Below are 21,368 nucleotides of genomic sequence, written 5' to 3' on the forward strand. Positions count from 1 at the left end.
GCCACGATGACGGCGATCGTCAGGCGCCTTCTCACGGGGAGAAACGATGTGTCACGACCCACTCCTGCCGCCCGCCGTCGCCCGGGCCACCGAGGAGTACCGCCGGCTGCTGGCCGAGCACGGCGTCACCTGGGGTGAGAACCCCATCTTCTACGTCAAGTCCATGGCGACCGACGCCTACCTCATGGGCACCGACACCTTCTGGGACGTCTGCCACGCCATGGTCGCCGCCCGCCACCCGGAGCTGTCCCCCCAGGAGCGGCGCACCCGCCTGGTCCGGCTCGACATGGACGAGATCGTGCGCGGCGTCCTGGACGGCCGGGTCCGCGACAACCTCGCCGCGCTCCGCCTCACCCCCGGCGGCCACACCCTGGAGGCGCTCCCGCAGGCCGTGCTGGACGACCGGCCGCTGCGCACGACCCTGCTGCTCGACTCCGCCCGCGACGAGAGGACCACCGTCACGGTGGACGGCGAGACCTGCGAGGTCGGCCCGCGCGGTGCCCGGCTGGTCGGGATCACCAGTGCGAGCGAGGTCGTCGCCGACGGCCGCCGCGTGGACCTCTCCGCGCTGACCCGCCCGGCCGCCGCCGCCCGCCTGCGGCTGCGCGCCGGGTTCCCCTGCCGGTGGAGCGTCCACGGCGGGCACGAGCAGGGCTGGTACCCCGAGGGCGCCCCCGCCCGCCGCGACTACCACGTGCTGCCCTACTTCCACGGCGACGACGTCGTGCTGGACGTCCCCGCCGAACCCCTGACCGTGCGGGTGACCCGGGGCATGGAGTACGGCGCCGCCCAGGTGGAGATCACCCCGGCGGCCGGTGAGGAGACCCTGGTCGAGCTGACCCCCGAGCGGCTCTACGACGCCGCCGCGCGCGGCTGGTACGGCGGCGACATGCACGTCCACCTCAACTGGGCCGGGGACATGGTCGGCCTGCCCGAGCACGCCGCCGCCATCCAGCACGGCGAGGACCTGCACGTGCTCAACCTGGTCGCCGGGAACGTCTCCACCCCGCGCGTCTACGACTCCGAGGCGCTGGGGCACTGGGCGGGACAGGACCTGCCGTGGTCGGACGCCACCCACCTGGCCAGGATCGGCGTCGAGTACCGCAACGACCTGCTCGGCCACCTGTACGCCTTCGGCGTCTCGGCCCCGCCGGAACGGTTCCACACCGGCTTCGCCGGCGACGCCGACTGGCCGCCCAACGCCGCCGGCTGCGAGGAACTGCGCCGGCTCGGCGCGCTGCTGGGCTACAGCCACCCCTTCCACGCCGCGGTCACCGACGCCGACGGCCCCGAGGCGGGCCTGGCCTCGGGCCGCAACTGCACGGCCCGGGAGATCGTCGCCGACGCCGCCCTCGGCCTGGTCGACAGCCTCGACGTGCTCAGCCAGACCACGATCACCGGGCCCGCCGCGATCTACCGGCGGCTGATCGGCGCGGGCAACCGGCTCGCGGTCACCGCGGGCACCGACGCGATGATCTCCTTCGCCCGGCGGGGCAACCAGTCCAACCCGCCCGGCTGGGCCCGCGTCTACGCGCGGGTGGACGGGCCGCTCACCGCCGCCTCGTTCGCCGAGGCCGTACGGCGGGGCCGGACCTTCGGCACCACCGGCCCCTGGCTGGAGCTGTCGGCCGGCGGCCGGGGACCCGGGGACACCCTGGACCTCTCACCCGGCGACCGGATCCCGATCGTCGTGCGCTCGATCGGCCCCGAGGTGGAGCGGCTGGAGATCCGTACCGCCGACGGCGTCCTGGCCGAGGGACCGCCCGGCGAGCTGACCGCGGAGCTGGTCGCCGGCGACCCCACCTACGTCGTCGCGGTGGCCGTCGGAGGCCCGCACGAGCGCTCGCTGACCGGCGAGGGCGTGTACGCCCACACCAGCCCGGTCTACCTCGACGTGGCCGGCCGCCACGTGGCCAGGCCCGAGGACGTCCGCTGGTGCCTGGACTGGCTGGACGGCCTGGAGGCGATGGTCCGCGACCTCGGGGTCTTCGACCGCCCGGGGCAGCTCGACGACCACCTGGCCCTCTACGAGCGCGCCCGGCGCGTCTACCGCTCCCGCCTCGCCGGCGGCTGACCGCCCGGCCGGCGGCTTCCGGCCCCCGGCGCTCGCCTCCGCCCCGTCCCGGCTCACCCCCCGCGCCTCGTCCTGCCCCGCGCCCCGCCCCGGCGCCGTCCGCCGGGGCGGGGACCCTCCGGACACCGGGCCGTACGGCGGCGCCCTCCGGGACGGCACCCCCGCCGGCTCGCTACGCTGAGCCGGGTGATGTACCGAACGGGGCTGGCCGCCCTGCTGCTGGTGGTGCTGGCCGGGGGCTGCGGCTCCGGAAGCGCCGTCAAGGACGTCGGCACGGTCTTCCACGGGAGCGTCGGCAGGACCGTGGACGTCCGGGTCGCCCCGGGCGCGCGCTTCACGCTGGCGGTGGACGACGACCGGCCCGCCGGCGACGACTGGGAGATGGGCGACCTGCCCGACGTCGCGGTGGCCTCCTTCATCAGCGAGGAGTCCGGCCCCGCCTCCGGCGCCGCGGGTCCGGCCCGCTACTTCGTCTTCAACGCCAAACGGCCGGGCACGACCACCGTCACGATCTCCAACTGCCGCCGCTGCCCGGACGGCCGGACGCCCCCGGACGACGTGAGCAGGCGCGCCTCGGGCGACGCCCTCTTCCGGATCGCCGTCGGCTGACGGCCGGCCGTACGGGAAGCCGGAGGCCGGCCGTACGGGAAACGGTGCGGGAGGACGGTGATACGGCCGGCCACGTGGGAAGGCGAGAGGCCGCGCGGGAAGGCGAGAGGCCGTACGGGAAGGTGGTGCGCATGCGGGGCATGAGGGTGAGGCCGTGGCTGAGCCGGCTGGACAGGAGGCTCTTCGCCGCGGTGGCGGGGGCGCACCTGCCCGGCCTGGAGCGTTTCGTGCCCGCGCTGTCCCGCGCCGCCGACAACTCGCTGCTGTGGGCCGGGCTCGCCGGGGTGCTGACGGCCACCGGGCGCCGGCCGCTGCGCCGCGCCGCGACGCGCGGCCTGCTCGCGATCAGCCTGGCCAGCCCGCTGGTGAACCTGGTGGGCAAACAGATCTTCGGCCGCACCCGCCCCTCGGCCGAGGGGCTGCCCCTGGAGCGGCTGATCCGCATGCCGGTGTCGACCTCGTTCCCCTCCGGCCACTCCGCCTCCGCCGCCGCGTTCGCCACCGCCGTGGCGCTGGAGGCGCCCGCGGCGGTCGCGGTCCCGATCTGCGCGCTGGCCGCGGGGGTCTGCTTCTCCCGCGTCTACACCGGCGTCCACTACCCGGGCGACGTGCTCGCCGGGGCGGCCACCGGCATGGCGGCGGGGCTGGCCGTCCGGCGGCTGTGGCCGGACGCGGCCGGGGACGCCGCCATTGACGTGCGATGATCTAGCAGGCGATAGTGGGACAGGTGACCACCCCCCGGCTGCTCTCCTGCGTCGTGATCACTGCCCTGGCCCTGTGCGCCTGCACCGCCGGCGAGCGCGAGCCCGCCGCCGGCCCGCCCGCGACCGGCGGGACGGCCTCCTCTCCCGGAACGCCGGCCCCCGTCGCGCTGACCGCCGACGCCTACCGGAGCGAACTGGACAAGGCACGCGGCCCGGTGCGCGACGCGCTGCGGAAGCTCGCCGCGGCCGACGGGCCGAAGAGCCTCGACGGGCGGCTGGAGCGGGCCTCGACCACGGTGAACGACGCGGTGACCCGGCTGGCGGAGCTGACGCCGCCCGCCGAGGTCAGGGCCGGGCACGACGCCTACCTGACGGCGCTGCGCCGGTTCGCCGCCGCCTTCGACACCGCGCGTCAGGAGGCGCAGAACCAGGAGGTCTGCACCGGCCCGGCCGTGCTGACCAGGATGGAGCGCGAGGACGAGCTGCCGGCGGTGCGCGAGGCCGCGCGCTCGCTGACCGGGTACCCCGCCGACGTCGTGCCGGTCAAGGCGGCCGCGCAGCGCACCCGCCGCCTGCCCAACGGCCGCTACATCCGGTCCGAGAGCCGCACCGGGCGCGGCTACCTGGAGCTGCGCAACGGCAACCGTCAGGACGCCGTCGTCGTCCTGGTGAGGGGGAAGAAGAAGGCCGTCACCGTCTACGTGCGCAAGAAGTCGAAGTTCAAGGTCCGCGGCGTGCGGGACGGCAGCTACAAGGTCTACTACACGCTCGGCGACGACTGGGACTCCCGGGCCCGGACCTTCACCAGGTCGTGCGCCTTCGAGCGGTTCGACAAGGCGCTGCGGTTCCGGACCACCTACACCGCCACCCAGATCAGCTGGAAGAACTGGACCCTCACCCTGAACCCCGTCGTCGGGGGCAACGCCCGCTCCCGGAAGGTCAAGCCCGGCGAGTTCCCTGCCTGATCGGCCTGACCGGCTTGAGCGCCTCCGGGGCGGCGGGGACGCGCTCGTCCCTCCGGGGCGCGCCCGCCCTCGCCGGATCGGGGAGGGCGGGCGCGGCGGCCGGGGACGAGCGGGCCGGGGCCCGTGACGGGCCCCGGCCCGGTGCCGTCCGCGGCCGGTCAGGTCGAGAAGAGCATGCCCACCCAGCTGCGCTGGCGGTGGTGGCCGTAGTGACCGTGGTGCGGCGCGCCCCAGCCCGGGGCGCCGTGCGGCGGCGGGGGAGGCGGCGGCGCGGAGTGGTGCTGCTGGGACCACTGGCTCTCGATGCGGGTGAGGGTCTCCAGCTCGCCGTAGTCAAGGAAGATCCCTCGACAGCTCTCGCACTGGTCGATGTGGACGCCGTTGCGCTCGTAGGTGCGCATCAGGCCCCGGCACTTCGGGCACTGCATCTGGCTGATCTCCTTGTTGTTCGCGTTTCCTTGGAGTATCCACAACCTACTGCGCGGGTGCGCCGTGGCAGGCGTTTCTGGCCCTGGCAATCTTCTCGCATGTGTCGAGGAGGGCGTGCTCGACCTCGTCCAGCGGCCGGCCCGCCCGCTCGGCCTTGCCGACCGCGGCCGCCGCGAGCTGCACGGTCATCGCCTGGGCGGGCAGGTCGAGCCACGGCCACGGGTCGTCGCCCCCGGCTCCGGCGGCGCGTCCCCCGGCCGCCCGGTAGGCGGCCAGGAAGCCGTGCCAGACGGACGGCTCCAGCAGCCCGGCCGCGAACCACGCCGCCGGCCGCGCCAGGTCCCAGGCCGGGTCGCCGGTCCCCATGTCGTCGACGTCGATGAGGATCCACTCGCCTCCGGTGCGGACGAGCTGGCCCATGTGCCAGTCGCCGTGGGCGAGCGAGCCCGCGACACCGGCCGCACCGGCCGCACCGGCCGCACCGGACCGGCCCGGGAGGCCGGCGGCGCGGGGAGTGCCGGGGAGGCCGGGAGCGCCGGCGGAGTCGAGGGGGACGCGGGGGCCGGGCAGCTCCGCGGCGGGAGCGGGGAGGTCTCCGGGGGCGACACGGGGGGAGGCCGGGGAGACGCCGGGAGGGCCGGGCAGGGGCAGGGGCAGGCACGCCAGGGTGCGGCGCACCAGGTCCGCGGCGGGGGAGCGGCCCTCCAGCCGGGCGACCGTCGCCGCGACCCGGGCCGGTCCGCCCGCCGGGGGCAGCGGGGGCAGCGCCCGCGCCGGTACGGCGTGCAGCCGGGCCAGCAGCCGCGCCGCCGCCGTCCACGGGGCCGCGTCCGGGTCGCCCGGATCCACCGGGGTGCCCGCGGGCCACACGGTGACGAGCCTGCCGCGGACGGCGGTGACCTCCTCGGTCACCGGCCCGAGCACGATCCCGCGCAGCGCGGGGTGGGCCGCCGCCCGCACCCGCAGTTCCAGCGGCTCCCGCCGCGCGCCGGGACCGTGCGCCTTGACCACGATGGACCCGGCCCGGACGATCACCACGTCCGGCCGGGTCGGGACGACCTCGGCGGGGCCGTCGCCGTGCCGCTCGGCCAGCCGCCGGAGGTCGTCGATGAGATCGTCGCTGTCGTTCACCCGCCAAGTGAACCACCGGTCTCCGGTCCCGCCGCACCGGAGCCGGAGAGCCCGGTGCGCGGTCCGGACCCCGCCGCGCCGGAGCCGGGAGCGCGCCGTACCGGAGTCCGAGGGCGGGCCGTACCGGAGCCCGAGGCGCGTCGCGCCGGAGCCGGGAGGGCGTCGTGCCGGATGCCGGGCGCGCCGCGCCGGAGCCGCGCCGTGACGTGCCGCGCGGCATACAGTGCGGTGCATGAGGATCGGATTCGCGGTGCCGGTCTCGGGGTCCTGGGCGACGCCGGGCAACATGACGCGGGTCGCCCGCAGGGCCGAGGAGCTCGGCTACCACGAGGTGTGGACCTTCCAGCGGCTGCTGTATCCGCGGGGGCACCCGATGGGCCCGGTGTACCGCAGCGTGCACGACCCGGTGGTCACGCTGGCCTATCTCGCCGGGGTGACCTCCCGGATCCGGCTGGGGGCGGCGGTGCTGAACATGCCGTTCGCCTCGCCCGCGCTGATGGCCAAGCAGCTCGCCACCCTGCAGGCGGTGTCGGGCGGGCGGCTGGACGTGGGGCTCGGGCTGGGATGGCTGCGGGAGGAGTTCGTCGCCTCCGGCGTGCCGTTCGAGCTGCGCGGCCGCCGGGGGGAGGAGTTCCTGTATCTGCTGCGCCGGCTCTGGGCGGAGGACGTCGTCGAGCACCGGGGGGAGTTCTACGAGCTGCCGCCCGTGCACCAGGATCCGAAGCCGCTCACCCCGCCGCCGATCCTGCTGGGCGGGGGCGCGAAGCCGGCGCTGCGCCGCGCGGGGCGGCTGGCGGACGGCTGGATCAGCGCGAGCCGGGAGGACCTCGACGACATCGATCAAAAAATCTACATCGTAAAGGATGCGGCGCGGGAGAACGGACGCGACCCCGAGGGGCTGCGGTTCGTCACACGATGCGTCACCCGGGTACGACCGTCCGGCGAGGCGGAGAGGGCTCCGATGACCGGCTCGTTCGAGGAGATCCGGCGGGACGTGGCCCGCCTGGAGGCCAAGGGCGTCACCGACGTCTTCCACGACCTCAACTTCGACCCGGAGATCGGCTCGCCGGACGCCGACCCGGTGGAGTCGATGCGCCGCGCAGAGGCGGCACTGGAGGCTCTCGCGCCCTGACCTGCCCGTCTCCCGGTCGCCGGGCCCCGGTCGGCGCCCCGTCCCGCCCGCACCCTGTGTTCCCTGGTTTCCTCGTCACTCCCGGCCCTCGGGACCCGGTCCCGGTGCGCCGGCCGCGTCGCGTCCCGACCTCCCGCGAGCCGCTCGCACCCCTCCTGCCATCCTTGTCCCATTGGACTGTTCGAAGCCCGATGTCATGGAAGATGAGGGAACGGTGGAGATGCGCAAGCCGATCGAGTGCTGGCTGTCGGACATGGACGGGGTGCTCGTCCACGAGGGGCAGCCGGTGCCCGGAGCCGACGAGTTCATCCGGCGCCTGCGCGATTCCGGCAAGCGGTTCATGGTCCTGACCAACAACTCCATCTACACGCAGCGGGACCTGGCCGTACGGCTGCGCGCGGCGGGGCTGGACATCCCGCCGGAGGCGATCTGGACGTCCGCGCTCGCCACGGCCCAGTTCCTCACCCTGCAGCGGCCCGGCGGCTCCGCCTACGTGATAGGGGAGGCGGGGCTGACCACCGCCCTGCACGAGGCGGGGTACGTCCTGACCGACATCAACCCCGACTACGTGGTGCTCGGTGAGACCCGCACCTACAGCTTCACGCAGATCACCCGGGCCATCCGGCTGATCGAGGGCGGCGCCCGGTTCATCGCCACCAACCCCGACCCGGTGGGTCCGTCCACCGAGGGGTCGCTGCCGGCCACCGGCGCGGTCGCCGCGATGATCACGAAGGCGACGGGGGTCTCGCCGTACTTCATCGGCAAGCCCAACCCGATGATGATGCGCAGCGCGCTGCGGGCCATCGACGGGCACAGCGAGAGCACCGCGATGATCGGTGACCGGATGGACACCGACATCGTCTCGGGCATGGAGGCGGGGCTGCACACGATCCTGGTGCTCACCGGCGTCATGGGCGGTGACCAGGTGGACCGCTACCCGTTCCGGCCGTCCCAGGTGGTCAACTCGGTGGCGGACCTGATCGACATGGTCGAGGCGGGGGCCTGACGGGCCGGCCGTACCTGACGGGGGCTGTCATGTTCCGGTGGCACGCTGGGGCGGTATGACGGACGTTTATCTGGAAGCGGGTCCCAAGAAGGTCTTCGCCTGCTCGGTGGAGTGGCCGGGGTGGTGCCGGATCGGCCGGTCGGAGGAGTCGGCGCTGGAGGCGCTGGCGGACTACGCGCCGCGCTACCGGCCGGTCGCCGAGCGCGCCGGGCTGGTGTTCGAGCCGGGCGACCCGGTGGTCGTGGAGCGGGTCCGGGGCACCGACATGACCGACTTCGGGACGATCTGGTTGGTCCCGGAGCTGGACGGCAAGCCGGTGGAGGCGGCGGAGGCGGCACGGGCCGCCGCGCTGGTCCGGGCGGGGTGGGAGCTGTTCGACGAGGCGGCGGCGGCCTCGCCTGAGGAGTTGCGCAAGGGGCCGCGGGGCGGCGGCCGGGACCGCGACAAGATGGTGGCCCACGTGATCGAGGCCGAGCGCTCGTACGCGCGGAAGATCGGGGTGCGGCACCGTCCGTTCCGCGACGCGGAGGGTCTGGCGGCGTTGCGGGCGGACATCTCCGCGGTGCTGGCCGAGCCGTCCGGCGGCGGGCCCGTGGTGCCGGGCGGCTGGCCGGCCCGCTACGCCGCCCGCCGGATCGCCTGGCACGTCCTGGACCATCTGTGGGAGATGGAGGACCGCCGGCCCGCCCTGTGAGCGGGCCGCGCGCCGGTGGCCGGGCGGGACGGACCCCGCCTTCGGGATCAGCCCTTGAGGACGTCGGTGGCGAGGTGGCCCTCGGGCACCCCGTCGATGAGGATGGTGTCGCCGTCGGCGTTGCGGGTGCGCAGCGGCAGGATCTCCCGGTAGGCGGGGGAGTCGTACCAGGCGCGGGCCTCGGCCATGCCGGGGAAGGAGATGGCGATCAGGGCGCCGGGCCAGGTGCCCTCCAGGACCTCGGCGGGCGGGCCGTGGATGACGAAGCGGCCGGAGAAGGGGTCCAGGGTGTCCTGGATCCTCTCGAGGTACTCGGTGATCTCGGGGCCGACCTCGGTCCGGTGCAGGTGGGCGATGGCGTAGGCGGTCATGGGGTCCTCCCTTGGTGGTGACGGCGGCGGGCGCTCGCGCTCCGCCCTCTTCGGTACGGGTCACCACGTTATGAGGGCGGCGGGTGTCCGGAATCTGTCATGCATAGGCAGTTCTCCGGTGCGTCCCGCGCTGGAATCGGTCGCCCTGCCGCGGGGTGCGGCCGCGCCTCGCGCGGGGGGCGGTCTGTCTCCGTCGGGCGACAAATCAGTATTTTTGGAAAATCGTATGCTTTTATCTCTCGTGGAGGGCGGTAAAAGACCTTCCATGTCGAAACAGAGCGAGAATGAGTTTTGACGTCATGTCGGATATCAAGAAGAGGGGCGGGTGAAGGACGATCCCTGCCCGGGTCATTCGGAAAGGGAAGTCATGCTTCATCGGAACATCCGCGATGCCGGGCTGACGCTGTCCGCGGCGGTACTGCTGGCCGGAGCGCTCGTCGCTCCGGCGAGGGCCGACGACGCCAGGCGGTCCCCCGCCGGGGAAAGGTTCGCGGGGGCCCTGGATCCCGGCGGCACGACGCCGGGCGACCCGGCGACCGCCCTGAAGGAGTGGGGGGCGTCCCCGGACGGGCCGGTCGAGCCGGGTGGGACGGCCGGGACGGCACCGGGCGGCCCGGAGGCCGCTCTCGGCGACGCCGCCCCGGCCGATCCGGAGTCCGGGCGGAGCGATCCCGCGGCGTCGCCGGGCGCGGAGTCGCCGGACGCCGTGGGAGCGCCCGGCAGGGTGTCGGAGAGCGCCCCGAAATGCGTGCGCTACTCGCATTCCTCGGGAATCATCACACAGACGGTGACAGTCGAGAACCGGTGCCCGTACACCGTTTCCTTCTCGATCAGGAAGGTGGGGCTGGACAGCCCTTGCTACATCGTCCGCCCGGGAAAGGGTAAATGGTTTAAATGGGCTAACGGGGTCGACTTCCAGGGCATCAGATGGGGCTGCGTCTGACCGCTCGTGAAACGGCGGGGACGACTCCCGGCGACCGTCCGCACGGCCGGCTTCGGCCGTGGCGGCGGCCCCATGTTCCCGCCGCGGACCCGTGTCCCGGCCGGAAGCGCGTCCCCGGTGGAGGGGAGCCCGGCTCAGGAGCCGTCGCGGCGCAGGCGCTTGAGCTCCGAGCGCCGCTTCTTGTCGGCGATGCGGCGCTCGACGGCGCCCCGGCTGGGCTTGGTGGGTCGGCGCTTCTTGGCCGGCGGGGCGATCGCCTCGCGCAGGAGCTGGGCCAGGCGCATCCCGGCGGCCTCCCGGTTGCGCAGCTGGGAGCGGAACTCCGAGGCGGTGACGGTGATGACGCCGTTCACCAGGCGGGGGCCCAGGCGCGAGAGGGCGCGGGTCTTGAGGACCGGGGGGAAGGCGTCGGTGGCGGCGAGGTCGAAGCCGAGCTCGACCCGGCTGTCGGTGGTGTTGACCCCCTGGCCGCCCGGTCCCGAGGAGCGGGAGAAGCGCCAGTGGAGCTCGGCCTCGGGCACGATGACCGAGCCGCTGATCTGAAGCGGACCGGGCATGGCGCTGGCTCCTCATGGCGGGTGCGGGTGGCGGTGGGTTCTCCCCGGGGGAAGGGTTCCAGGATAACCAGCGGCCAAACCCGTCGATCAAGCGATTTATGTCCCATACGGTGTCGACCGGCGGAAGATGCTCTTGTGGCGCGCCGCCGCTTCCGTCACAGTTGCTTGCGGCCCGGTGACCGCCGGTCGCCGGCGGTACGGACTCCCCCGGCGGGACGCGGACGGACTCCGGCGCCGGAGCCCCGGCCGGCCGGGGGCGGACGCGGATCGGTCGAGCGAGGGACGGGGCACGTGGACAAGATCGTCGGTGTGCACGGGATAGGCAAGTACCACTACTACCGCGACGCCGGGAACTCCGTCGCGGGGGCCGCCGCCGCGATGCGCGGCAAGTGGGACCGTTACCTGCACGCCGGGCTGACCGGCGGCCGGCCGTACGGCGGGGAGCGCTACCTCGCCGAGATCGCCTACTACGCCCACCTGCTGGGCGGGCACGGCGACGAGGCGCAGCGGTCCGTGGAGCGCATGGACGCCGGGACGCAGGCCGTCTTCGTCGCCTGGGCCAAGCAGCTCGACGCGGTGGGGGAGGGGCTGACCGGGGCGCTGAACCGGATGACCCGCTGGCTGCTGGGCCGCATGCACTCCGACGCGGCCGGTTTCGCCGGGTTCTTCTGCCCGGACGTCGCCGCCTACCTCGCGGCGGACGGCGGGGTGCGGGAGAAGGTGCGTTCGGCGGTGGCCGAGACGATCAGGCGCAACAGGCCGAAGGCGGTGATCGCGCACTCGCTCGGCAGCGTGGTGGCCTACGAGACGCTGTGGTCCGATCCCGGCCTGGAGGTGGAGCTGCTGATCACCCTCGGCAGCCCGCTCGGCATGCGTGACGTGATCTTCGAGCGGCTGCTGCCCGCGCCGGTCAACGGCTGGGGCGCCCGGCCACCGGGGGTGCGGCGCTGGGTCAACATCGCCGACAAGGACGACATCGCGGCGATCCCCCCGAGCCTGCGCGCCTGCTTCACCGGGGTGGATCAGGAGGCACTGGTGAACCTCGACCGGTTCGACTTCCACACCGTGGAGAAGTACCTGGGGTGCGGCGCGCTCAACGCCCACCTCGCGCCGTACCTCGGCGTCCCGGCGCCCGCCTGAGACCGCGCCCGGCCGTACGGTCTCCTTCGCGGTCCGCGCCCCCGGCGGCCCCGCCCCGGTCGCCGGGCCGGGCCGGTGCCGCCCCGCCGTACGGCGGGCACCCGGTTCGCGGCGCGCCTGTGCAGCGGCTGTTCACCCGGCCGTGTCCCGCGGGCCACGGCCGGGAAAGCGCGGCGGGCTGCACTGGCGGTGTGGAGCAGAAGCCGACACGCAGAGCGTTTTTGACCATCGCCGCCGCCGGAGCGGGCGGCCTGACGCTCACCGGGGCCGGCCTGCCGGCCCGGACCCTCGCCCGCGACCCCTTCACCCTGGGCGTCGCCTCCGGCGACCCGTCGCGGGACGGGTTCGTGCTGTGGACCAGGCTGGCCGTCGATCCGCTGGCCCCGGACGGGCGGGGCGGGATGCCCTCCCGGGACGTGGACGTCGAGTGGCAGGTCGCCGTCGACGAGCGGTTCGCCAGGGTGGTCCGCCACGGCACCGCGACCGCCCGGCCGGGCGCGGCGCACAGCGTCCACGTCGAGCCGGAGGGGCTGGAGCCCGGCAGGGAGTACTTCTACCGCTTCCGCGCCGCCGGGCACGTCTCCCCGGCCGGCCGGACCCGCACCGCCCCGGCCGCCCTGTCGCCGCTGACGCTGGCGGTGGCCGCCTGCGCCCACTACGAGCACGGGTACTACACGGCCTACCGGCGGCTGGCCGAGCAGGAGCCGGACCTGGTGGTCCACCTGGGCGACTACATGTACGAGTACGCCCACCGGGGCTACACCGCCCTGGGCGGCGCCGTCAGGCGGCACGCGGGGGACAAGTGCGCCACGCTGGCCGACTACCGGCTGCGGCACGCGCAGTACAAGACCGACCCCGACCTGCGGGCCGCGCACGCCGCCGCGCCCTGGCTGGTGGCCTTCGACGACCACGAGGTGGAGAACAACTGGGCGGCCGGCGTCTCCAGCAACGGCACCCCCCACTTCGCCCGGCGGCGGGCCGACGCCTTCCGGGCCTACTACGAGAACATGCCGCTGCGCCGGGCGAGCGTGCCGCACGGGGCGTCGATGCGCGTGCACCGGCGGGTGGACTGGGGGCCGCTGGCCCGCTTCCACCTGCTCGACACCCGGCAGTTCCGCGACGACCAGGCGTGCGACGACGGCGCCAGGGCGGGCTGCGACGACCGGCTCGCCGCGGGGCGCTCCATGCTGGGGGAGGACCAGCGGCGCTGGCTCCTGGACGGCCTGGCGGCCTCCGGCGCCCGGTGGAACCTCGTGGGCCAGCAGGTCCTGATGGCCCGCAAGGACGCAAGGGTCGGCCCCGGGTCGGAGGTCAACCTGGACTCCTGGGACGGCTACGCCGCCGAGCGGGCCCGGCTGCTGGCCGGGTTCCGCGACTCCGGCGCGGCCAACCCGGTCGTGCTGACCGGGGACGCGCACATGCACCACGCGGCCGACCTGCGGCTCGACTTCGACGACCCCGAATCGCCGAGGGTGGCGGTGGAACTGGTCACCTCCTCGATCTCCAGTGACGGCGACGGCTACCGCGACGAGGGGAAGATCGCCGAGACGGTCGCGGAGAACCCGCACATCTCCTACCTCGACCAGCGGCGCGGCTACATCGTCTGCCGGGTCACCGCCGACGAGCTCAGCGCGGACTTCCGCACGCTCGACCACATCAGCAGGCGGGGCGCCCCGGCGCGGACCGGGGCACGGTTCACCGTCCCGGCGGGGCGGTCCGCCCTGGTCTGAGCGGGCTCCGGCGACGCCCGGCACCGCGCCCACCGGAACCCCGTCCGTCCGCCCGTACGGCGCGTGGCACGGGTCCCGGCCACGCACCGGGCCGCGGCCGCGTCGAATTCGTTCCGGACAACCCGGAGAATCCGGGTGTTTTTGATGGATGATGCGGCGTATGAGCTACCTCTCCACGAGGCTCGCCGCCGCGGCTCTCGCCGCGGCGACGGGCGGCACCCTCCTCATCCCCGCCTCACCGGCCGCCGCGGTGGCGCCCCCCGCGGCCGCAGCCCGGGCCGCCACCGCCGCGGCCGCCCAGGCCGCCGCCGCTCCCCCCAAGAAGTTCCGTTACGACGTGTACTTCCCCAAGTACACCCACCGGGGCGGCTATCTCACCTACACCATCAAGGTCCGCAACAAGAGCGCCAAGGGACAGCACTACATGGCGCTCACCGGCGACTTCTCCCGTGCCTTCCGCAAGGTCAAGGTGATCGCCAAGCCGCGCAGCGTCAAGTGCTCCGCCAAGGGACGCTCCGTACGGTGCCTGGTCACCTCGCTCGACAAGGGGGACTCGACGACCGTCAAGATCCGGGGCTGGGTGGTCCGCCGCCGCGGCACCGCCGTGGCGAAGTTCGGCGCGGCCGTCACCTCCGACCGCCACACCTCGCTCGGCGCGCTCGCCAAGACGATCCGCAGCCACGTCACCGCGAAGTCGAAGGTCCGGTGAGGGCGTAGCCGAAGAGTGCGTCCCCGGCGGCGGCGGCCAGGGTCGCCGCCGCCGGACGCCCGCCCTTCCCGCCGCCGGGGCGGACGCGCACCAGCGCGACCCTGCCCCCGAGCGGGGCCGCGACCGCCAGCCCCCGGCCCGGGAGGACGGCCAGCGCGGAGCCGAAGCCGCCGTCCCGGCCGGTGACCAGGGCGTTGCCGGCGCGGGTCAGGCCGCCCGAGCGGGTACCCGCGAGCACCTGGACGGCGTTCTCGCCCGGCACGCCCACCGCCAGCTCGTCGTCGCCGTCGCCGTCGAGGTCCCCGGCGGCCAGCGCGGCGCCGAACCTGTCGAAGTAGCGGGGCTCGCCCCGCAGCGACCGCTGCGACCACGCCTCGGTCCGCCCGGCCCCCGGCCCGCCCGGCGAGCCGTAGAGCACGTCCACGGTGCCGTCGCCGTAGTCCATCGCCCGCTGGTCCCTGGTCAGCCCCTCGCCCGGGACACCGACCGCCAGGTCGTCGCGGCCGTCGGCGTCGAAGTCGCCGACGGCCAGGGCCGCGCCGAAGGAGTCCCAGTCCTCGGCCCGGCCGGCGATCCGGGGGCTGTCCTGGGTGAGCAGGCGCGCCGTGCGGCGGCGGACGTCCAGGACGGTCACCGAGCCCTGCCCCCTGGCGCGGACCGAGTCGCCGGGGGTGCCGGCGGCGATCTCGTCACGGCCGTCGCCGTCGAAGTCGCCGGTCGCCAGGGACGCGCCGAACTGGTCGGTCTGCGCCTCCCGCTGCCCGACCCAGCCGGTCCGCTGCGTGACGATCCGGGGGGCGCGCCCGGTGAGGCCGTACACCCCGACGCCTCCCCCGCCCAGACCCGGGATGCCGATCACCAGTTCGTCGTCGCCGTCGCCGTCGAGGTCCCCGGCGGCCAGCGCGGCGCCGAACCGGTCGGCGCCGCGTCTGCCGCCCAGATCGCGGGCGTCGATCACCCGGCCGGGGCGCAGGCCGTCCGGCGAGCCGTGGAACAGCTGCACCACGCCGGAGCCGTCGGCGTCCGGCCGCGAGCGGTCCTCCTCCGAGACGCCCACGGCCAGGTCCGCGCACCGGTCGCCGTCGAAGTCGCCGGCCGCCAGCGCCGACCCGAACGCGTCGCCGGTCTCGGCCTCGCCCGGGACGCCGGGGGAGTCCTGGGTGAGCAGGCTCTTCTCCCCGCGCCCGCCGGGAAGGACGGTGACCGCCCCGGCGCGGGCGCGGCCGCCCACCCGGGTGTACGGCGCGGCGACCGCGAGGTCGGCGCGGCCGTCTCCGTCGAAGTCGGACGGCACCCCGGAGCAGGACCGGGCCGCGGTGCCCGCGGGGTACGCGGGGTACGCGGGGGCGGCGGCCGCGCCGGAGACCACGGGGAGGGCTCCGGAGGCGGCGGGGGAGAGGCCGAGGGAGGCGACGACGGCGGAGGTGAGGAGCGCTGCTCTCATGAGATGAATGCTCCGGGAGGACCCGGACATCCGGCTCACGAGGAGATGAAATCCCCGTGGCGGACGCGGGTACGGGATGCGCTATATCACGACCGCGTAAGGTAAAGACCTGGTCAGGGGTGATCGGCTCAGGTAAAGGGCGTGTCAGGATTGAGGCCATGCACATCGACCTGGCTGATCTCGACTTCTGGCGTCGTCCGCCCAAGGAGCGTCACGAGGCGTTCGCCCGGTTACGCGCGCTGGATCGGCCGGTGTTCTTCGCGGAGAAGCGGGTGCCGCTGCTCCGCTCCGGCAAGGGCTTCTACGCGCTGGTCCGGCACGCCGACGTGGTGGAGGCCAGCCGCAACGCCAGGGTGTTCTCCAGCGAGCCGGGTGTGACCAGCCCCGAACCGCCGGGCTGGGTCAAGCACGTGTTCGGCGAGTCCATGGTCAACATGGACGACCCCCGGCACGCCCGGCTGCGCCGCATCGTCTCGCGCGCGTTCAGCCCCAAGATGCTCGCCGGGCTGCAGGGAGGCATCGAGGCCGCGTGCGCCCGGATCGTCGACGACGTGCTGGCCGAGGGGCCGCGCGACTTCGTCACCCAGGTCGCCGCCCGGCTGCCCATCCACGTCATCTGCGACATGATGGGCATCCCCGACGACGTGCGGGCCGCGGTGCACCGGCAGGTGGACATCTCCACCGCCTACAGCGGGATACGCCCCAGCCTGCCGCACACCGTGCGGATGGCCGCGCAGAACACCGTCGCGCTCCTCGCCCTGCAGCGCCTGGTGATCCGGCTCGGCCGGGAACGTGCCAGGGAGCCGCGCGGCGACCTGATCTCGGCGCTGGTCACCGCCAACGTGGACGGCGAGAGGCTCACCGACCGCGAGCTGGGATCGTTCTTCGCACTGCTGCTCGTCGCGGGCAACGAGACGGCCCGCAACACCATGGCGCACGGCATGAAGCTGCTCACCGACCACCCCGACCAGCGAAGCGCGCTGCTGGAGGACTTCGACGGGCGCGTCGGCGGGGCCGTCGAGGAGATGGTCCGCCACATCTCGCCCATCATGCAGTTCCGCCGCACCGTCACCCGGGACCACGACCTGCGCGGCCTCCGCCTCCGGCGCGGGGACAAGGTCGTGCTCTTCTACGGCTCGGCCAACCGCGACGAGGCGGTCTTCCCGGATCCCGACCGGTTCGACATCACCCGCGACACCAAGCCGCACGTCGGGTTCGGCGGGCCGGGCCCGCACTTCTGCCTGGGGGCCAACCTCGCCCGCCTGGAGATCCGGACGATGTTCCGCGAGCTGTTCACCCGGCTGCCGATGATCCGCACGGTCGGCGAGCCGGAGCTGCTGGTGTCCAACTTCGACAACAGCGTCCGCCGGCAGGCGTTCACCTTCTGACCCGGCGCCCCGGCGGCTCTGCGGGGGCGCGTCGGTGCCGTCGGCCGGTTCTCCCCGGGGGCGGGAGGCCGGACGGAGGGGGAGCGAGGGCCTCACCGCGGACCTGTCCTCCGACGCCGACGGGATCGTCACCGACCATCCCGGTCTGGCCCGGCCGGTGCGCCGCTGAGCGACGCACCGTCCTCTCCGGTCAGGACGTTGCGGCGGACGGTGCAGAAGGCGGTCACCGCGGCGACCGCCATCATCACCGCGGCGACCAGCATCGTCATGCGGAACCCGGCGGTGAAGGCCACGGGGTCCCGCAGGGCGTCGCCGGTCAGGCCCACCAGGGGCGGGACCGCGGCGACCGCCAGCAGCCCGCCGGTCCTGGCCAGGGCGTTGTTGACGCCGCTGGCCACGCCCGCGTAGCGGTCGGCGGCGCTGGCCAGCACGGTGGCGGTGAGCGGCGCCACCGCCGCCGACAGGCCCAGGCCGAACAGCGACACCGGCAGCAGCACGCCCGTGACGTAGGGGGAGCCGGGGCCGATCCACGACATTGGCACCAGGGCCGCGCCGCACAGCAGGATGCCGCCCGTCATGGGGATGCGCGGGCCGATCCGCCTGGCCAGCTCGCCCGCCCTCGACGACAGCAGCAGCATCAGCACGGTGATCGGGATCATCGCCGACCCGGCGGCCACCGGCGAGAAGCCGGCCGAGACCTGGAGCTGGACGACGAGCAGGAAGAACACCACGCCCATCGCGGCGTACATGACCAGCGTGACGGCGTTGACCGCGACGAAGACCGGTGAGGCGAACACCCCGACCGGCACGAGCGCGTCCGGCGAGCGTCTGATCTGCAGCCAGACGAACCCCGCGCCCAGCGCCGCGCCCGCCGCCACCCAGGGCGCCGACAGGCCGATCAGGCCGTAGGTGATCCCGGCCAGCGCCAGCGCGGCCAGTGCCGCGCCGAGCACGTCGAACCGCCCGGTGGCCCCGGCGTCCCGGCTCTCCGGCACGTGCCGTACGGTCACCGCCACCACGAGCGCGGCCAGCGGCAGGTTGATCAGGAACACCCAGCGCCAGCCGGCCGTCTCCACCAGCCAGCCGCCCAGCAGCGGCCCGACGGCCGCCGCGACCCCGCCCAGCCCCGACCAGGCGCCGATCGCGCGGGGCCGGTCCTCGGGCACGAGGGACGACTGGATGATCGCCAGCGCCCCGGGGGTCAGCAGGGCGCCGCCGACGCCCTGCAGGGCCCGGGCCGCGACCAGCGCCTCCACCCCGGGCGCCAGCCCGCACGCGGCCGAGGCGAGCGCGAACCACACCACGCCGACCAGGAACACCCGCCGCCTGCCGTACCGGTCGCCCAGTGAGCCGCCCAGGAGGATCAGGCCGGCCAGGGTGAGGGTGTAGGCGTTGACGGTCCACTGCAGGCCCGCCACGTCGGCGTCCAGAGCGCGGCCGAGCGTGGGGAGCGCCACGTTCACGACCGTGCTGTCCAGCAGCGCCATGCCGGAGCCGAGCACGGTGGCGAGGAGCACCCACCGGCCGGCGGCCGAACGGAGCCTGAGATGACCGTTGTCCATGGTTGTCACAATCACCGGGATCCCGCGGTTGTTCCGGCTCGCCGCCGGCCGTTCGCGGCCCGCGCGGCCGGAAACGGAGACCCGCCGGTCACCCGGCGGCCCCGGAGGGCCACCGTCGATCACCTCATGCCTCCCGGGCTCGCCATCGGTCACCGGATGCTTCCGGGAGGCCCCGCTTCCCCGGTGAGGCGCGACATCGGCGGGAGGCCGCGGTTGCCGGGGTGTCGGTGATCTCTGGTAGGACGTCTCCTGTCGCATACCACCTGACGGGAGCCCCCGAAATGGACCACACCGAGTTCACCGACCGCGTCGACGGTCTCTACGACGGCACCTACGCCGGTCTGCCGATCGCGCTCCCGGACGGCGAAGGCGACCGGACGCCCGCCGCCGACCGGGTGGCGTGGCGGATCGCCGAGGACGTCTACGACTCGGGGGATGGCTTCGAACAGCGGTTCGCGACGTTCCTGGAGAAGACGGACACCACCGCGGTCAGGGCGCTGATCGTCGGCGGCTGGGAGGACGCCTACGAGAAGGACAGCTCGGGGGTCGTCGACCTGCTCGTCAAGAACGCCGGCCGCCTCCCGGCCCTGCGTTCCCTGTTCCTCGGCGCGATGCCGTCGGAGGAGTGTGAGATCTCCTGGATCCAGCAGAGCGACGTCACCCCGCTGCTGGAGGCGTTCCCGCTGCTGGAGCGGCTGGAGGTGCGCGGGGGCACCGAGCTCATGCTGAGCCCGGTCCGTCACGCCAACCTCAGGGTGCTCCGGTTCGAGACGGGCGGTCTGCCCGCCCAGGTCGTTCGCGGCGTCGCGGCGTCCGACCTTCCCGCCCTGGAATACCTGGAGCTGTGGCTGGGCGTCCAGGAGTACGGCGGAGACGCCACCGTGGCGGACCTGGCACCGATCCTGTCCGGCGAGCGACTGCCGGCCCTGCGCCACCTGGGTCTGCAGGACAGTGAGATCCAGGACGAGATCGCCGCGGCGGTGGCGTCGGCGCCGGTGGTCGCACGGCTCACGTCGCTGTCCCTGTCGATGGGCGCACTGACCGACGCCGGGGCCGAGGCGCTGCTGTCCGGCCAGCCGCTGACCCACCTTGAGCGCCTCGACCTGCACCACCACTACCTGAGCGAGGAGATGGTCGAGCGGGTCCGGGCGGCCTTCGCCGGCGTCGAGGTCGACCTGTCGGAGCGGGAGGATCCCGACGACGACTGGCGTTACGTCGCGGTGGCCGAGTGACCCCCTCCGGCCGCCCTCTCCCGGCCTCGACCCGTTTCCGGCCCCGGCCCCGGCCTCGGCCCCGGTTCGATCCCGGCTCCGCCCTTGATCCGGCCCCGGCCCCGACCCGGCCCCGATTCGACCTCGATTCCGTAAGGACCCCAGGTGACCGAGCACGGTGATCACACACCGGTCAGGACGGCCGTCGTCGGGACACCCGGCGACCGCAGGGTGACCCTGTTCGCCGCCGCCTGCGCCCGGTACGGCCTGCCCGCGCCCGCGGTCGTCCCGTGGACCCGCGTGCTGCGGGGCGAGGAGATCCGGCTTGAACCGGGGACGCTCGTGCGGATCGAGTCGCCCGGCCAGGACGCCGAGGCCGACGCGTTGCTGCGCGGCCCCGGACGGCCGACCCGGGCCGGCGGAGGAGCCGCCTGGCACGCGGCCCTGACGGCCGGGCTGGAGCGGATCCGCCGGGCCGTCACCCGCACGCCGGGCGCGGTGCTGCTCGCCGACGTCGACGAGATCGCGGTGATGTTCGACAAACGCCGGTGCCACGCGAGGCTGGCGGCGGCCGGGGTGCCGGTGCCGCCCGCCCTGCCCGGACCGGTCGGCGGCTACGCCGAACTGCGCGAGCGGATGGACCGGGCCGGCTGGCGGAGGGTGTTCGTCAAACCCGCCCACGGCTCGTCGGCCTCCGGGGTCGTCGCCCTGCAGGTCGCCGGGCCCAGGATCAAGGCGGTGACCTCGGCCGAGCTGACCCGGGGCGAACCGGCCGGGGCCGTGCCGTACGGGGACGACCGGGCCGGGGACGACCGGGCCGGGGGCGAGCGGGACGCGGCGGAGCTGCACAACTCGCTCCGGGTGCGTTCCTACACGGCCGAGGCCGAGGTGGCGGCGATCGTCGACCTGCTGGCCGCCGACGGCCTCCACGTGGAGCGGTGGTTCCCCAAGGCGGGCCTCGGCGGCCGGGTGATCGACCTGCGGGTGGTCACCGTCGATGGCACGCCCACCCACGCGGTCGTCCGTGCCGCCCGTACCCCCATGACGAACCTGCACCTCGGCGGCGTGCGCGGCGACCTCGGCGCGGTCCGGGCGCGGCTCGGCCCGCGGGGCTGGGAACGGCTCCTGGACGCCTGCGCGCGGGCCGCGGCGTGCTTTCCCGGCAGCCTGTGCGCCGGGGTGGACGTGATGGTGGGCGCCGACTGGCGCGGCGTCGCCGTGGCGGAGGTCAACGCCTTCGGCGACCTGCTGCCCGGGCTGACGGGCCTGCCGGGAGGCGCGGCCGAGGGGCTCGACACGTACGCGGCCCAGGTCTGGGCGGTCCTCGCCCGCCACGCTCCCGCCCACACGCCCTCCGGCGCGCCCGCGGGCCGTCCGCCTACGGGCCGTCCATCCGTGAGCCATCCGTCCACGGGCCGTCCATCCGAGAGCGGCCCGCCCGAGAGCGGCCCACCCGAGAGCGGCCCACCCGCGGGCCACGCGGCCTTCTCCCACGTGGCGGTGACACGGTGAGCGGCGAGAGGGTGAGCGGCGGGGCGAGGGGCGGCCGGGGCGGCGCGCCGGGTGCGA

20 protein-coding genes are annotated in these 21,368 nt (G+C 74.7%); 14 read left to right on the plus strand and 6 right to left on the minus strand.

The annotated features are described in order from the left end of the window. The first annotated feature begins 46 nt into the window (after positions 1-46). The 4 genes from ACFYSC_RS18750 (at position 47) to ACFYSC_RS18765 (ending at position 4,352) form a co-directional block, all read left to right on the plus strand. On the plus strand, positions 47-2,074 hold the full coding sequence (locus ACFYSC_RS18750) for a CehA/McbA family metallohydrolase (RefSeq protein WP_389962819.1): 2,028 nt from the start codon (positions 47-49) through the stop codon (positions 2,072-2,074). Between the two features lie 189 nt (positions 2,075-2,263). Beyond that, the gene (locus ACFYSC_RS18755; protein ID WP_389963559.1) at positions 2,264-2,683 is read left to right on the plus strand and encodes a hypothetical protein; all 420 of its coding nucleotides are present in this window, start codon (positions 2,264-2,266) and stop codon (positions 2,681-2,683) included. A 131-nt stretch (positions 2,684-2,814) separates the two neighbouring features. Then, positions 2,815-3,387 carry a phosphatase PAP2 family protein gene (locus tag ACFYSC_RS18760; protein ID WP_389962822.1) on the plus strand — a complete coding sequence of 191 codons (573 nt, stop codon included), beginning with the start codon at positions 2,815-2,817 and terminating at the stop codon, positions 3,385-3,387. A gap of 23 nt (positions 3,388-3,410) precedes the next feature. Then, positions 3,411-4,352 (plus strand): hypothetical protein, encoded by a 942-nt coding sequence (locus ACFYSC_RS18765; RefSeq protein ID WP_389962825.1) that lies wholly within the window; start codon positions 3,411-3,413, stop codon positions 4,350-4,352. A 158-nt stretch (positions 4,353-4,510) separates the two neighbouring features. Here the strand turns inward: ACFYSC_RS18765 and ACFYSC_RS18770 are convergent, their stop codons facing one another. Together ACFYSC_RS18770 and ACFYSC_RS18775 are read right to left on the minus strand one after the other, a co-directional pair. Beyond that, positions 4,511-4,780: a zf-TFIIB domain-containing protein gene (locus ACFYSC_RS18770; RefSeq protein WP_389962828.1), complete on the minus strand. Its 270-nt coding sequence runs from the start codon at positions 4,778-4,780 to the stop codon at positions 4,511-4,513. A gap of 46 nt (positions 4,781-4,826) precedes the next feature. Further along, complete coding sequence (locus ACFYSC_RS18775) at positions 4,827-5,912, minus strand: aminoglycoside phosphotransferase family protein (RefSeq protein ID WP_389962831.1); 1,086 nt, start codon at positions 5,910-5,912, stop codon at positions 4,827-4,829. Between the two features lie 232 nt (positions 5,913-6,144). On the opposite strand from ACFYSC_RS18775, the gene ACFYSC_RS18780 reads away from it, so the two are divergent. From ACFYSC_RS18780 to ACFYSC_RS18790, 3 genes are all read left to right on the plus strand, one after another. After that, the gene (locus ACFYSC_RS18780; protein WP_389962834.1) at positions 6,145-7,044 is read left to right on the plus strand and encodes a TIGR03619 family F420-dependent LLM class oxidoreductase; all 900 of its coding nucleotides are present in this window, start codon (positions 6,145-6,147) and stop codon (positions 7,042-7,044) included. A 196-nt stretch (positions 7,045-7,240) separates the two neighbouring features. Further along, complete coding sequence (locus tag ACFYSC_RS18785; protein WP_389962837.1) at positions 7,241-8,050, plus strand: HAD-IIA family hydrolase; 810 nt, start codon at positions 7,241-7,243, stop codon at positions 8,048-8,050. A gap of 55 nt (positions 8,051-8,105) precedes the next feature. Further along, the gene (locus ACFYSC_RS18790; protein ID WP_389962840.1) at positions 8,106-8,744 is read left to right on the plus strand and encodes a hypothetical protein; all 639 of its coding nucleotides are present in this window, start codon (positions 8,106-8,108) and stop codon (positions 8,742-8,744) included. A 47-nt stretch (positions 8,745-8,791) separates the two neighbouring features. On the opposite strand, the gene ACFYSC_RS18795 is transcribed toward ACFYSC_RS18790, so the two are convergent. Beyond that, positions 8,792-9,115 (minus strand): DUF1330 domain-containing protein, encoded by a 324-nt coding sequence (locus ACFYSC_RS18795; protein WP_389962843.1) that lies wholly within the window; start codon positions 9,113-9,115, stop codon positions 8,792-8,794. A gap of 325 nt (positions 9,116-9,440) precedes the next feature. Here ACFYSC_RS18795 and ACFYSC_RS18800 point away from each other — a divergent pair, with 325 nt between their 5' ends. Continuing rightward, complete coding sequence (locus ACFYSC_RS18800) at positions 9,441-10,058, plus strand: hypothetical protein (protein ID WP_389962846.1); 618 nt, start codon at positions 9,441-9,443, stop codon at positions 10,056-10,058. Positions 10,059-10,192: 134 nt separating this feature from the next. Here the strand turns inward: ACFYSC_RS18800 and arfB are convergent, their stop codons facing one another. After that, a complete protein-coding gene (arfB, locus tag ACFYSC_RS18805; RefSeq protein ID WP_389962849.1) occupies positions 10,193-10,615 on the minus strand; it encodes an alternative ribosome rescue aminoacyl-tRNA hydrolase ArfB in 423 nt (140 codons plus the stop codon). A 291-nt stretch (positions 10,616-10,906) separates the two neighbouring features. On the opposite strand from arfB, the gene ACFYSC_RS18810 reads away from it, so the two are divergent. The 3 genes from ACFYSC_RS18810 (at position 10,907) to ACFYSC_RS18820 (ending at position 14,194) form a co-directional block, all read left to right on the plus strand. Beyond that, positions 10,907-11,755 carry a hypothetical protein gene (locus tag ACFYSC_RS18810; RefSeq protein WP_389962852.1) on the plus strand — a complete coding sequence of 283 codons (849 nt, stop codon included), beginning with the start codon at positions 10,907-10,909 and terminating at the stop codon, positions 11,753-11,755. Between the two features lie 221 nt (positions 11,756-11,976). After that, positions 11,977-13,485 (plus strand): alkaline phosphatase D family protein, encoded by a 1,509-nt coding sequence (locus tag ACFYSC_RS18815; protein WP_389962855.1) that lies wholly within the window; start codon positions 11,977-11,979, stop codon positions 13,483-13,485. A gap of 160 nt (positions 13,486-13,645) precedes the next feature. Further along, a complete protein-coding gene (locus ACFYSC_RS18820) occupies positions 13,646-14,194 on the plus strand; it encodes a hypothetical protein (protein WP_389962858.1) in 549 nt (182 codons plus the stop codon). On the opposite strand, the gene ACFYSC_RS18825 is transcribed toward ACFYSC_RS18820, so the two are convergent. After that, the gene (locus ACFYSC_RS18825; RefSeq protein WP_389962860.1) at positions 14,169-15,638 is read right to left on the minus strand and encodes an FG-GAP repeat protein; all 1,470 of its coding nucleotides are present in this window, start codon (positions 15,636-15,638) and stop codon (positions 14,169-14,171) included. The two genes, ACFYSC_RS18820 and ACFYSC_RS18825, sit on opposite strands and share 26 nt — an antisense overlap. 158 nt (positions 15,639-15,796) lie before the next feature. Here ACFYSC_RS18825 and ACFYSC_RS18830 point away from each other — a divergent pair, with 158 nt between their 5' ends. Beyond that, positions 15,797-17,026, plus strand: coding sequence for a cytochrome P450 (locus ACFYSC_RS18830; protein WP_362938179.1), 1,230 nt, complete (start codon positions 15,797-15,799; stop codon positions 17,024-17,026). A gap of 128 nt (positions 17,027-17,154) precedes the next feature. Here ACFYSC_RS18830 and ACFYSC_RS18835 read toward each other — a convergent pair whose 3' ends face one another. Beyond that, positions 17,155-18,588, minus strand: coding sequence for an MFS transporter (locus tag ACFYSC_RS18835; protein ID WP_389962864.1), 1,434 nt, complete (start codon positions 18,586-18,588; stop codon positions 17,155-17,157). A gap of 281 nt (positions 18,589-18,869) precedes the next feature. Between ACFYSC_RS18835 and ACFYSC_RS18840 the strand changes: the two genes are divergently transcribed. Next, complete coding sequence (locus ACFYSC_RS18840; RefSeq protein WP_389962867.1) at positions 18,870-19,820, plus strand: STM4015 family protein; 951 nt, start codon at positions 18,870-18,872, stop codon at positions 19,818-19,820. Between the two features lie 144 nt (positions 19,821-19,964). Beyond that, the gene (locus tag ACFYSC_RS18845) at positions 19,965-21,311 is read left to right on the plus strand and encodes an STM4014 family protein (protein WP_389962870.1); all 1,347 of its coding nucleotides are present in this window, start codon (positions 19,965-19,967) and stop codon (positions 21,309-21,311) included. Positions 21,312-21,368: the final 57 nt, after the last annotated feature.

Origin of the sequence: Streptosporangium sp. NPDC004379 (assembly GCF_042873875.1) — a bacterium.
In the GTDB taxonomy this organism is placed as follows: domain Bacteria; phylum Actinomycetota; class Actinomycetes; order Streptosporangiales; family Streptosporangiaceae; genus Streptosporangium.

Bases quoted from the DNA above. Each gene is read 5' to 3' on its own strand.
- ACFYSC_RS18820 (WP_389962858.1), top strand. From the start codon at position 13,646: ATGAGCTACCTCTCCACGAGGCTCGCCGCCGCGGCTCTCGCCGCGGCG.
- ACFYSC_RS18790 (WP_389962840.1), top strand. From the start codon at position 8,106: ATGACGGACGTTTATCTGGAAGCGGGTCCCAAGAAGGTCTTCGCCTGC.
- ACFYSC_RS18770 (WP_389962828.1), bottom strand. From the start codon at position 4,780: ATGCAGTGCCCGAAGTGCCGGGGCCTGATGCGCACCTACGAGCGCAAC.
- ACFYSC_RS18795 (WP_389962843.1), bottom strand. From the start codon at position 9,115: ATGACCGCCTACGCCATCGCCCACCTGCACCGGACCGAGGTCGGCCCC.
- arfB (WP_389962849.1), bottom strand. From the start codon at position 10,615: ATGCCCGGTCCGCTTCAGATCAGCGGCTCGGTCATCGTGCCCGAGGCC.
- ACFYSC_RS18760 (WP_389962822.1), top strand. From the start codon at position 2,815: ATGCGGGGCATGAGGGTGAGGCCGTGGCTGAGCCGGCTGGACAGGAGG.
- ACFYSC_RS18785 (WP_389962837.1), top strand. From the start codon at position 7,241: ATGGAAGATGAGGGAACGGTGGAGATGCGCAAGCCGATCGAGTGCTGG.
- ACFYSC_RS18755 (WP_389963559.1), top strand. From the start codon at position 2,264: ATGTACCGAACGGGGCTGGCCGCCCTGCTGCTGGTGGTGCTGGCCGGG.
- ACFYSC_RS18780 (WP_389962834.1), top strand. From the start codon at position 6,145: ATGAGGATCGGATTCGCGGTGCCGGTCTCGGGGTCCTGGGCGACGCCG.
- ACFYSC_RS18830 (WP_362938179.1), top strand. From the start codon at position 15,797: ATGCACATCGACCTGGCTGATCTCGACTTCTGGCGTCGTCCGCCCAAG.
- ACFYSC_RS18835 (WP_389962864.1), bottom strand. From the start codon at position 18,588: ATGGACAACGGTCATCTCAGGCTCCGTTCGGCCGCCGGCCGGTGGGTG.
- ACFYSC_RS18750 (WP_389962819.1), top strand. From the start codon at position 47: ATGTGTCACGACCCACTCCTGCCGCCCGCCGTCGCCCGGGCCACCGAG.
- ACFYSC_RS18825 (WP_389962860.1), bottom strand. From the start codon at position 15,638: ATGAGAGCAGCGCTCCTCACCTCCGCCGTCGTCGCCTCCCTCGGCCTC.
- ACFYSC_RS18840 (WP_389962867.1), top strand. From the start codon at position 18,870: ATGGACCACACCGAGTTCACCGACCGCGTCGACGGTCTCTACGACGGC.